Raw genomic sequence first — 11446 nt, forward strand, 5'->3', positions numbered from 1 at the left:
GGTTGGGAGAGTGAGAACCGCGGACACGCTGTCACGGGCTTGCGTCGGCTCAGCCCTGGCGCGCTTTAGCCTTCAGAATCGATGGGTCCAACTTACGCCATTCCTTCTCCGCATCCACCCGGAAGACAATTTCATAGCTCATCCAAGTCCACCTTGACGGTGGGCTGCTGCCGACGTTCCAGCACCAACTTTGCGTCCTCGATGTCTTCAAGCAGCTTCATCATGCGTTCGTACTGGGCGGCAGGAACAAGATAGGCTTCCGGGCGGTTGTGATTCAGGATCACCACCGGGTGCCCCGCGGCCTCGCGCATGATGCCGGCAAAATTGCGCTTGAGCTCGGTGACGCTGACGGCTACATCGGCAAGTACCAAGTCCATGATTTCTCCCTGTTTGGTGTCAATTTAGATGCCTAATATGGCATTGATTTTGTTTTGGGGAACTGCCTGTCCGGCAGAGAAGCCGCCATTCGGCCATCAGGTCAAGTTGTGGATTTTCTAAGCTGCCCATCCGGCAGAGAACTTCCATTTCGGCTGTTTCTTGGCAATCCGATTTTTCTAAGCTGCCCATACGGCAGAGAACCGACTCAATGCGCGGCGCCGGCATTGATGAAGTTTCTAAGCTGCCCATCCGGCAGAGAATCACCACGCCGCGCTTCAGGTAGCTGTTGATCGCTTTCTAAGCTGCCTATCCGGCAGAGAACAGTGCGCACCCCCAGCCGGCCGGCCGCGTCGCTTTCTAAGCTGCCTATCCGGCAGAGAACGATCACGGGAGCTATCACAAATGACGACAGATTTTCTAAGCTGCCTATCCGGCAGAGAACACCGCACTCCGGCCGTCACTCTGGCACATCAATTTCTAAGCTGCCTATCCGGCAGAGAACACAACATCGCCCAGGGCGCGGCGATCGGCATTTTTCTAAGCTGCCTATCCGGCAGAGAACATGGCAGGGGCTGTTCAACCTGCTGATCTCCGTTTCTAAGCTGCCTATCCGGCAGAGAACGGAAAATGAAGATAGATCAAGATTATCTGAAATTTCTAAGCTGCCTATCCGGCAGAGAACATGATGACGTGAAGGCTGGCTTGTTCAATTGTTTTCTAAGCTGCCTATCCGGCAGAGAACCCGCCGCCAGTATCGCAGCCAGGCCCCATCGTTTTCTAAGCTGCCTATCCGGCAGAGAACATGCTTGGCATGATCCTGCCGGAGTTGTCCCATTTCTAAGCTGCCTATCCGGCAGAGAACACAGCGGCCGCATCACTGGCGCATGGCATCGATTTCTAAGCTGCCTATCCGGCAGAGAACAGCTGACCGCCGTCGCCATCGCGGATCCGGCCTTTCTAAGCTGCCTATCCGGCAGAGAACCACTGAAAGCCCAGGGGAAACTGGATACTGTTTTTCTAAGCTGCCTATCCGGCAGAGAACGTGTCTGGTCCCGGCAAGAACAGATACGCGATTTTCTAAGCTGCCTATCCGGCAGAGAACAGGTGGCGTCTGGCCGATATCGTATTGACTGTTTTCTAAGCTGCCTATCCGGCAGAGAACTCTGCAGTCTGCCATGGTCGTTAACCGCGGCTTTTCTAAGCTGCCTATCCGGCAGAGAACTAGAGCCTTTCCCCCGCAAACCCGCGCCAGCGGGGGAAAGCATCGCTTTCCCCAATAAAACCCCTTTTATCCCACCCCGCGCCAAGCTCCTGATTTAACAGGCTTGGCGGCGGGTAGCAAAAAAAGGGTTAGAACCACGGCACGGTGGCGTCGGGGCTGAGGCCGAAGGCGTTGAAGCGGCCGCTGTGGGTGGCCGGGGCTGGGCGTTGCTCGATGTGCAGCTGGTAACGCTGGCCGGTGCTGGCGCTGTTGAGGGTGAGGAAGGGCAGGGTCAGGCGGCGGGCGGCGCTGTCCGGGAAGCGCTGCGCGGCTTCTTCCGCGCTGATGCCCAGCCGCCGCACCAGCCGGCGGCGTTCCTTGTCCGGGTTGGTCTTGGCCTGCTTGCGCCGTACCTGCCAGGCTTCCGCCTGCGGCGGCACCGGCTGGATGGCGGCCAGCGCGATGTGGTCGCGCATGCCGCTGAGCCAGTCGCCGGCCATCAGCCGCTGCAAGGCGGCGTGGCCGCCGTGCAGGCGCAGGGTGTCGCCCAGCGCGGCGGCCGGGGCCGCGCGCGGGAAGCTGACGCCGATGTCGTCGCGGCCTTGCTCGCTCAGCGCGCGGTGCAGCTTGGCGAACAGCGCGTTCATCAGCAGCGTGGGCGCAAACTCCGGGTCCGGGCGCAGCCGGATGTCCAGGTAGTGATCCATGGCTTACTCCGCCGCGCCGAACACGCCGCCGCGGATCAGCGTGGCCAGCACAAAGTGCTGATCATGCGGCGCCGGGGCCTGGTCTTTCAGCACCCAGTTGTCCAGCAGGGTGTAGAAATCGGACTTGGCCTTGGGCTGGCGGCAGGCCTTGCCCTGCGTGGTGACCGAGCCGTAGGGCTCCACCGCGATGGGGCCGAGCTGCTCGGCTTCCGGGTGCCAGTCGTCTATGGTGCGGATGGCGTTGCCCAGCTTCTGCGAGTGGATGGCGGCGACTTTCAGCGCGCCTTGCTCGATGGCGTACAGGGTTTTGCTCTTGTCGCCGCGGCCGCGGTCCAGGATCAGCTCCTGCGAGGGGAACACCTCCTGGCCGGCGCCCAGCCGCGCAAAGGCGGTGATTTGCAGCAGCAGATGGCGCTGGCCGGCCAGGCCGGCGGCGATGGCGGCGGCCAGCTGTTCCAGCGCGGCGGCCTGGCTGCCGGGGTCGAAGTGGCGCAGGGACAGCGCCAGCGCGTCGAACTGCCATTGCTGCGCCGGCTGGCCTTGCTCCAGCAGCGCCACTCGTACTTCCACCTGCTCCGCGCCCACGCGGTTGCGCCACAGGAAGCGGCCGTTAGCCAGGTTGCAGGCATAGCGGCGCGCCAGCTCGGCAAAACCGTGGGCCTGCACATAGCCGGCCACGGTGGCGCGCAGCTTGGCCTGGTAGGCGCTGTCGTTGCAGGCGGACGGCGCGCCGACATTGCCCAGCACCCGCAGCGTGAAGCTGATCTTCAAGGTGTCCGCGTGGTGCGGCAGCGCGGCCACGTCCACGGTTTGCAGATTGGGATTTTCGATCTGCGCGTCCAGCTTGGCCGGGTCCTGATCCTTGGTTTTCAGGCGGTTGGAAATGGTGCCGCGCACGGATTTTTCGATGACCCTGACCGGCTCCCAGCCGGCGTGCTGCTCGCGCTGTTGCCAGTCGCCGGCGTGGAACAAGGCGTCGGACGGGTCCAGCTTGCGTTCAAAGGCCAATACGGTAGCGGTTTTCAGCGGTGCGGTGCTCATGAGGCTTCCTTTCTAGTCTTCTATTTCCAAGGTGGCGGCGTAATCATTGCGGCAGCGGTACAAGCCGCTGGCGGTGTCGTCGTCGGCGTACCACAGCAGTTGGCCGATATCGTGCAGCCGGTGCGGGCTGACCCATTCGCCCAGCGAATACAGGCTTTCCACAAAGCGGAACGGCGTATGCGCGTCGCGGGCGTTGGCCACGCTGCCGGCCGGGTAAAGCGGGGACAGCGCGCCGTAGCCCACCGGCATCGGCACGGTCCAGCCCTGGCTGTGGCCGCGTTGGCTGCGCCATTCCAGCGTGCGGCGCGGTTCGCCGCCGGCCGGGTCCGCGTGTTCCTGCCAGTGCGGCGCGTGGTTGATGCGGGACAGATCCAGCCAGGCGTCGAAGAGGTCTGTCTGCGGCTGGCTGGCGCGCAAGGCGGCCAGATGGCTTTGCAGCAGGTCGTCGCGGGACACCAGCGCAAAGCCGGGCAGCAGGCTGCGTCGCAGCTGGCGGAATTGCTGGCGTCGTTCCGTTTCGTCCTCGCTCAAGGTCATTAACTGCGGCGCGGGACGGCGGCGGCCGGGCAGCGGCGGCGTCACGCTGCCGCCGGCAATGCGCATGCCGTGCAGGGTGTCCGTTACCTGCCGCGCCAGTTCCGGCAGCTGCTCCTCGGGCGCGGCCAGCGCTTCGCCGGTGAGTCCGAACAGCAGGCTGATGTCCAGGTGGATGCGGCCTTCCTCCACGATGGCGGCGGTGGCGCCGTCCTTGTCCACCGGGTTGCGGCTGAGGTGGAAACCCTGGGTGTAAGCGCCGCTGGTCTGCGCCTGGTAATGGTGGCAGACCACGCCCACCGCTTCGAACTGCAAATCCAGGTTGCCGGCCAGCTGGCGTTCCAGCGCCTGGGCCAGGCCGGTGAAGGCGGTAATGGCCGGAAAGCCCCAGGTGAAGGGGCTGGAAATGGCGTTGGCGTTTTGCACCCGCAGCCGGGGCACGCTCAGCAGGCCGGTGATCACGGGCAGAGTGCTCATGCTTGCTCCTTGGCCATGGCCGCCAGCTGGCGGCGGGTTTGATCGTGCTGGGCCTGCCAGCCCAAGTCCCCGGCCAGCTCGCGCGCCCAGTGGCGGAATTCCGCGTCGCCCATCTCCAGCGGGCTGGCGTCGAATTGCTGGTTCAGCCAGCGGCCGAAGCGTTTGGCCACTTCCAGCGGCCACTCCTCGCCGTGCCAGCGCGCGGCAAAGTCCGCGTCGGTATCGGCGCGCCAGGGGTCCAGCCACAGCTGCTGGTATTCCGGCAGCCGGCAGCGCGTGTCCGCGCTCCAGCCGGGCGGCAGGCCTTCGTGCATTTCCTTGCCGAACAGCAGCAACTCCTCCAGCAGCGCATTGCCCAGATCGTCACGACGATCTTGGGCATCTTTGTTTTGAGGCGGTTGGCTTTCCAGAAAAACGCGCAGTTGGCGGACCAGCCGGCGCACATCGTTGCGGCGGCCAAAGCGCAGCAGCGCGTCTTCGCTATTGAGCGGCGGTTTCAGGCCCAGGCTCCGCCACTGCGGCGGCAAGGAAGCCAGCAGATAGTTATTGCCCTTGCGCTCGCTATTGAGCTGGGAAATATTCTGCGGCTTGGTGCCGCCCAGTTTCTGCACCGCCAGCTGCGGATAGTCGCAATAGCCGTGCGGGTGATCGCGCTGTTCGCGGCGGGCCTGGCGCGCGGCCTTGGCGGCCTCGCCGAAGCGGTGCTCCTGGATGATTTGGTACAGCCGCTGCGCCAGCGCGCTGGGGTAGAGCGGGGCCAGCAGGTGGTAGTCCTCATCCTTGGCCGGCTCGTAACCCACCAGCCAATACACTTGCTTGGCGCGGCTGTGGCTGGCGGCCGCCGCGCCGGCATCGGTCAGCGCGGCGAAGGCGGCGATCCAGACTTGCGCCTGTTCGGCGTCGTCGCTGAGCGCGGCGGCCAGATCGGCGTCCTGCGCTAAGGCCAGCGCCAGCAGGCTTTGGCCGTCGTGCTGTTGCTTCAGAAACTTGTACACATCCAGCGCGGCGGCGTTGCCTACCACGTCGTCGGCAAAATCCGCGCCCAGGCAGTGGCTGCCCACTTCGCGGCGCGCCGGCAGGGTGGAGGGCGGCGTGTACAGATTGCTGCCGCGGGCGTCCGGGTGGATGGCTTTAAGGGTATGGGTGGCGGCTTGCAGCTGGCCGGCGCGGCGGGCGGCGTCCGCCAGCCAGGCGGCGGGCTGGTGCTGGGCCAGCAGCGCTTCGCGCTTGGCGTCGTCGTCGGGCGCGAGCTTGTCCAGCTTGTCGTCGCGCCGTTGCCGGATGAAGTCGGCCATCAAGGCGCGTAGTGCTGTGGCGCGGGGCGTGAGGGTAGGGGGCATGGCTGTCCTTGGATCACAAAGTCAGGAACAAACAGCAACGCGGCCCCGGCGCTATTAGGCTGCCGGGGCCTTGGCTCGGTGCTTCATCGCATGCGCATCCTCCTGTTATGCAAGAGATTAGGATGGGTGTGGGTCCGGTCTTCCAACTTTGTCACGTGCTTACGCAACACCGACCATACGCCATTTTTTTTCCTAGTCAAAGTTAAAGTGACATTTATCGTTAATGAGCGGTGGCGACTTGTAACATCGGCGCCACTGCCGGTATAAGGCAGCTTAGAAATAGTCGAAGTTGAATTGTCTTTTCAGTTCTCTGCCGGATAGGCAGCTCAGACTGGCCAGCGCGCAAGCGACTGGCCTTTTTTTACGTCCATCCGCTTGGCATGCCGTCTGCTAGTGTGCCTGCGAGCCGGTGATATTGGTATGGACAGTGGTCGGGATTTACTTGACCTGTATCAGGCGGGGGTGGAGCAGGGGGTCTGGTGTGCTGAACTCAGGCGGTTAAGTCATGTGTTCGGCGGGATGGTGCTGCCATGTGATATCGATTTGTCTGCTGTGGAAGCTGTTAGACTTGTATGGCGTGCTGCCGGATAGGCAGTTAGGCAATGGAATAAGCCCGCTGTTCATTTACCCCGTATGTTCTTTGCCGGATAGGCAACATAGACATTTCGGCGGTCACCTTTTGCCAGCAGTAAGGAAAGTAATGATGAGCAAAACAGCTAAAAACTATGGAATTGCACTGAAGACGCGCAAAGGGCCGGTCAAGCCGGTAGAGCTGGATTTGAGCGGCGAACCCGGCGTGCGCATTGTCAAGACTGCGGCCAAGCGGGTGATCCAGCGCCACAAAAAAGTGATCAAGGCGTTGGCGGATCGATGATCAATCCACGCGTGGTGGTGCAGTTGCATGATGCCATTTTGGAGATGGAGCCAGGGTTGGCGGGCATGCATGACATTGGGCCGCTGGAGGGCGCGTTGGCGCGAGTGGATAACAAGATCCGCTATGAGGGGATGGAGGATATCTTCGATATCGCCGCCATGTATGCGGTAGCCATTGCTCGCGGCCATTGCTTCAATGACGCCAATAAACGGACCGCGCTAGTGACGGCGCTGACTTATCTGGACTTGCAAGGCGTGGTGATTCTGCGTAGTGCCAAGCTGGAAGACATTATGGTGGATGTCGCTTCCGGGGCCTTGGAGGTGACGGAACTGGCTACGATTCTTTACTCACTGGCTAATTCATAGCTATCAGGATCTCAAAGGGCGTTTAGCCAATGTGCCCGCTAGCGGCACTGTGAAGCATGCTTGCTGCGGTGTGCCGTACTTCAATGTTCCTGCTACTTAGGCGAAGGGTGCGAGGTGCTTTGCTGCGTAGTGAGGCTTATCAATTCAATATTGATAATCATTCCCATTTATAGTGTAAGATTGCTGCTCTCATTTGATCTGCCCACGCATCATAGCGCTGGCATGGAACCGCAACGGCACGCCTTCTTATGACTTTGACCGCTTCTCGCCTCCCCGTCAGCGCCGCGCAGCACGGCATCTGGATGGGACAGCAACTTTCCCCGGACAACCCGAGTTATCTCACCGCCGAAGCCACCGAGCTGCGCGGCGCGCTGGACCTGGACGCTTTGCGCGACAGCGCCGCCGAGGTATTGGCCAATTGCGCGGCGCTGAACATGCGCTTCGAGTTTGACGGCAGCCAGTTGTGGCAGCAGCCGGTGGCCGCGCAGGCGGAGATAGCCTGCCTGGACTTCAACGCGGAAGCGGAACCGGAAGCGGCGGCGCGCGCCTGGGTGGCTCAGACGCTGGCACGGCCATGCGATCCGGCGCGTGACGCGCTCTATCTGGGCGCGTTGTTGAAGCTGGGGCCGGAGCGGCACTGGTGGTATCTGCAGACCCACCATATCGCGCTGGACGGCTTCGCCTACGGCCTGCTGAGCCAGGCGCTGGCGGCGCGCTACAGCGCCCGCGTCAAGCAGCAGGCCTTGCCGCCGCTGGCGGATTGGTCGCTGGACAAGATCGTCGCCGCTGATCACGCCTACCAGGCCAGCGAGGCCTGCGCGCAGGACCGCGCCTTCTGGCTGCAGCGCCAGGGCCGGCAGCCGGCGGCCAGCACGCTGGCGCCCGCCGCCTTGCTGGCGGACGGGGTCAACAAGGCCGAGCAATGGCTGAGCCCGGCGCAGATCGCCGCTTGGCAGGCTTCGGCCAAACAGCACGGCGTGGACTGGGGCGCCTGGCTGCTGGCGGCGGTGGGCGCCTGGCTGGCCAAGCACAGCGGCCGCCGCGCGCTGACCCTGGGCCTGCCGGTGATGAACCGCTTGGGCACGCCGGCGCTGGCGGTGCCGTGCATGGCGATGAATATCGCGCCGCTGAGCCTGCGGCTGGACGAAGAGTTGGGCGCGGCGGAACTGAGCCGCCAGCTGGCGGACAGCCTGCGCGCGATCCGGCCGCATCAGCGCTATCGCTACGAGCAGCTGCGCGGCGATCTGGCGCGCGTTGGCGGCCAGCAGCGCTTGTTCGGCGCGGTGGTGAACCTGATGCCTTTCGACCGCCGCGCGCCATTCGCCGGCCTGGACAGCCGGGTGCTGCCGCTGGGCTCCGGCCCAGTGGAGGACGTGTCGATCAATTTCAGCCTGTTGAACACCGAATGGCGGTTGTGCCTGGAAGCCAACCCCAACGCCTACCCGCAGGCGCAGCTGGACGGCCTGCGCGACGATTTGCTGGCCTGGCTGGACGCCTGGGCCGGCCGCGCGCCGGACGCCGCGTTGAGCGAGTTGCTGCTGGAGTTGCCGCCGCTGAGCGTGCTGGACGGCGCGGCGCTGGAGCGCGAACCGCGGGAGGTGCTGAGCCTGATCCGCGCCGCCGCCGCCGCGCGGCCGGACGCGACGGCGCTGGAACAGGACGGCGAGCGCCTGTCCTACCGCGAGCTGTTGCAGCGCGTGCTGCAACTGGCGGGCCGCTTGCAAGCCACTGGCCTGCAGGCGGAGGAACGGGTGGCCATCGTGCTGCCGCGCAGCCCGGAAGCCATCGTCGCCATCCTGGCCACGCTGTGGGCCGGCGGCTGCTATGTGCCATTGGACCCGCACGGCCCGCCGACGCGGCTGGCCATGGTGCTGGACGACGCGCAGCCGCGGCTGGCAGTCACCCTGAGCGCCTGGCGTCCGCTCTTGGGCGCCGTGCCGGCGCTATGCCTGGACCTGCCGCCGCAACAGGACGCGCTGGCGGCCGCGGACCCGGCGCCGGAAGCCGGCCAAGCCGCTTACCTGCTCTACACCTCCGGCTCCACCGGCAAGCCCAACGGCGTGCTGGTCAGCCACGGCGCGCTGGCCCAGTTCGTCAGCAGCGCCGGTCAGCTGTACCGCATCGGCGCCGACGAACGCATCCTGCAATTCGCGCCGCTGCATTTTGACGCCAGCATCGAAGAAATCTTCCTGGCGCTGTGCCATGGCGGCACCCTGGTGCTGCGCACCGACGCGATGCTGGAATCCATGCCAGCCTTCGCCGCCGCCGTGGCGCGCCAGCGCATCAGCGTGCTGGACCTGCCCACCGCCTTCTGGCACGAACTGGCCTTTGCCTTGCAGCCGGAACTGGCCGCACAGCTGGCCAGCGTGCGGCTGACCATCATCGGCGGCGAAGCCGCGCTGCCGGAACGCGCCGGCCGTTGGCAGGCGCTGTTGCCAGGCAGCGTGCTGCTCAACAGCTACGGGCCCACCGAGGCCTCCATCATCGCCACCAGCGCCATCTTGTCCGGCCCCGGCGCGGTGTGGGACGGCGGCGACAGCGTGCCCATCGGCCTGCCGCGCCCCGGCGTGCGCGCCGCCATCGTGGACGAGCGTCTGCAGCCGGTGGCGCAGGGCGAGGACGGCGAACTCTGCCTGCTGGGCGAGGCGCTGGCCATCGGCTACCTGGGCCGCGAAGAACTGACCGCGCGCCGTTTTGTAACGCTGGACGCGTTGCCCGGCGCGCCGCGCGCCTACCGCACCGGCGACCGCGCACGGCTGAGCGACGGCCAGCTGCGCTTCCTGGGCCGGCTGGATCATGAAATGAAGATCAGCGGCCTGCGCATCGACCCGGCCGAAATCGAAAACGCGCTGCTGGCCTGCCCGGAGGTGCGCGAGGCCGTGGTGGTGGGCCTGCCGCTGGCCGGCGGCGGTTATACGCTGGCCGCCTTCCTCAGCGGCGGCGAGACCGAGCCGGCGACGATGCGCTCGCGCTTGGCCGAGGTACTGCCGGCGGCGGCGATCCCGGATCACTGGCGCTGGCTGGACAGCCTGCCGCGCAACGTCAACGGCAAGATAGACCGCAAGCAGCTGGCCGTCGGCATGGAAGCGCAAGCGCCGGCCGCGGCGGAAGACGCCAGCCCGCTGGAGCGCCAGGTGATGGAAGTGTGGCAGCAAGTGTTGGGCGTCACCCCGCCCAGCCGCCACGCCAACTTTTTTGAACTGGGCGGCAAATCGCTGCAAGCCATCCAGGTGGCCAACCGGCTGGCGCAGCGCCTGAACCGCGAAGTGGCGGTGTCCGCGCTGTTCAGCAACAGCACGGTGGCGGCGCTGGCGCAGGCGCTGAGCGCGCCCGCCGCGCACCGGCCGCCGTCGGCCAGCGAAGGCCAGGAATTCGCGCCGCTGCTGACCATACAGCCCGGCGCGCTGCCGGCGCTGTTCTGCCTGCACCCGGCGGAAGGCCTGTCCTGGTGCTATCTGGGCCTGGCCAAACACCTGTCCGGCGTGGCCATCTACGGCTTGCAAGCCACCGGCATCACCGGCGACAAGCCGGCCAGCTTCGACGCGATGGTGGCGGACTACGTGGCCCGCGTGCGCGAAGTCCAGCCGCAAGGACCGTACCGGCTGCTGGGCTGGTCCTTGGGCGGCGGGCTGGCGCAGGCGATGGCGGCGCAGCTGCGCGCCGCCGGCGAAACCGTGGAACTGGCGGCGCTGATGGACAGTTATCCGACCGCCAGCTGGCATGGCCGGCCGCAACCGACATTGCACGACGCGCTGGTGACAGTGCTCAGCGTCAACGGCGAAGTGGACGCCGACGAAAACGGCCAGCCGCTGGACAATGAGGCGATCTACCAACGCCTGCTGCGCCCCGGCAGCCCGCTGGCGCCGCTGGGCCGCGCCGCGCTGGAGCGGCTGGGCGAGGCCTCGCTGCATGGCATGCAATTGTTCCGCGACAGCCAGACCCCGCGTTACGACGGCGACGTGCTGCTGTTCCGCGCCGGCGTCCACCCGGAAGACGCGCCCAAGCCGGAAGATTGGCGGCCCTTCCTCGGCGGCACTCTGGAGTGCGTGGAGCTGGACTGCGACCACTTTGGCATGAGCGATCCGGAGCCGATGAGAAGGATAGGCGAGGAATTGGCGCGGCGCTTGACTTGAGCCGCGCCGGTTTGAGGAAAAACGCCGTTCACCTTGGGTGAGCGGCGTTTTTATATGTGCTGTCAGGCCGCGTTCATTCGCTGGCAACAGGGTCTGCTTGCTTATGGCTTGCCGGTCCCATTTCTAAGCTGTAGAAGTTCCGATTTGATCTGACAGTCAGGCCTTGCCGAGAGGTGGGGTTACCCGTTTTGATAGAGGTGCGAATCTTCATCAAGACAGCGCGCAAGCGCAGGAGTAACCCCATGACAAGTCTCAACCAGAACATCATTAAACACAAGATCGGCCTGTTGAACCTGGCCGCTGAGCTAGGCAACGTCTCCAAGGCCTGCAAGGTGATGGGCCTGTCCCGAGATACCTTTTACCGCTACCAGAACGCAGTGGCTGATGGCGGCGTCG

The 11446-nt window shown here is 65.0% G+C and carries 9 protein-coding genes and 1 CRISPR repeat array; of the genes, 4 read left to right on the top strand and 5 right to left on the bottom strand.

The window, feature by feature from the left end; all coding sequences use genetic code 11:
• Nucleotides 1–131: 131 nt before the first annotated feature.
• The 5 genes from HA052_RS26020 to csy1 all read right to left on the bottom strand — a co-directional run bounded on the left by HA052_RS26020 (nucleotide 132) and on the right by csy1 (nucleotide 5678).
• Entirely contained in the window at nucleotides 132–377 is a 246-nt protein-coding gene (locus HA052_RS26020) for a type II toxin-antitoxin system Phd/YefM family antitoxin (RefSeq protein ID WP_166454267.1), read from the bottom strand.
• Between the two features lie 114 nt (nucleotides 378–491).
• A CRISPR array of direct repeats spans nucleotides 492–1600; the repeat unit is 28 nt; unit sequence TTTCTAAGCTGCCTATCCGGCAGAGAAC.
• Between the two features lie 128 nt (nucleotides 1601–1728).
• Complete coding sequence (gene cas6f, locus HA052_RS26025) at nucleotides 1729–2286, bottom strand: type I-F CRISPR-associated endoribonuclease Cas6/Csy4 (protein WP_048408886.1); 558 nt, start codon at nucleotides 2284–2286, stop codon at nucleotides 1729–1731.
• A gap of 3 nt (nucleotides 2287–2289) precedes the next feature.
• Nucleotides 2290–3327 carry a type I-F CRISPR-associated protein Csy3 gene (gene csy3 / locus HA052_RS26030; protein ID WP_166454268.1) on the bottom strand — a complete coding sequence of 346 codons (1038 nt, stop codon included), beginning with the start codon at nucleotides 3325–3327 and terminating at the stop codon, nucleotides 2290–2292.
• Nucleotides 3328–3339: 12 nt separating this feature from the next.
• Nucleotides 3340–4338, bottom strand: coding sequence for a type I-F CRISPR-associated protein Csy2 (gene csy2 / locus HA052_RS26035; RefSeq protein WP_166454269.1), 999 nt, complete (start codon nucleotides 4336–4338; stop codon nucleotides 3340–3342).
• The gene (gene csy1, locus HA052_RS26040) at nucleotides 4335–5678 is read right to left on the bottom strand and encodes a type I-F CRISPR-associated protein Csy1 (RefSeq protein ID WP_166454270.1); all 1344 of its coding nucleotides are present in this window, start codon (nucleotides 5676–5678) and stop codon (nucleotides 4335–4337) included. The genes csy2 and csy1 overlap by 4 nt, the downstream gene beginning before the upstream one ends.
• A gap of 700 nt (nucleotides 5679–6378) precedes the next feature.
• Here csy1 and HA052_RS26045 point away from each other — a divergent pair.
• The 4 genes from HA052_RS26045 to HA052_RS26060 all read left to right on the top strand — a co-directional run.
• The gene (locus HA052_RS26045; RefSeq protein WP_166454271.1) at nucleotides 6379–6552 is read left to right on the top strand and encodes an acetyltransferase; all 174 of its coding nucleotides are present in this window, start codon (nucleotides 6379–6381) and stop codon (nucleotides 6550–6552) included.
• Entirely contained in the window at nucleotides 6549–6917 is a 369-nt protein-coding gene (locus HA052_RS26050; RefSeq protein ID WP_166454272.1) for a type II toxin-antitoxin system death-on-curing family toxin, read from the top strand. The genes HA052_RS26045 and HA052_RS26050 overlap by 4 nt, the downstream gene beginning before the upstream one ends.
• Before the next feature lie 248 nt (nucleotides 6918–7165).
• Complete coding sequence (locus HA052_RS26055) at nucleotides 7166–11050, top strand: non-ribosomal peptide synthetase (protein WP_166454273.1); 3885 nt, start codon at nucleotides 7166–7168, stop codon at nucleotides 11048–11050.
• Nucleotides 11051–11292: 242 nt separating this feature from the next.
• Nucleotides 11293–11446: helix-turn-helix domain-containing protein (locus tag HA052_RS26060; RefSeq protein ID WP_166454274.1), on the top strand; the 154-nt coding region annotated here is incomplete at its 3' end.

Origin of the sequence: Chromobacterium fluminis (assembly GCF_011602385.1) — a bacterium.
Classification (GTDB): Bacteria; Pseudomonadota; Gammaproteobacteria; order Burkholderiales; family Chromobacteriaceae; genus Chromobacterium; species Chromobacterium fluminis.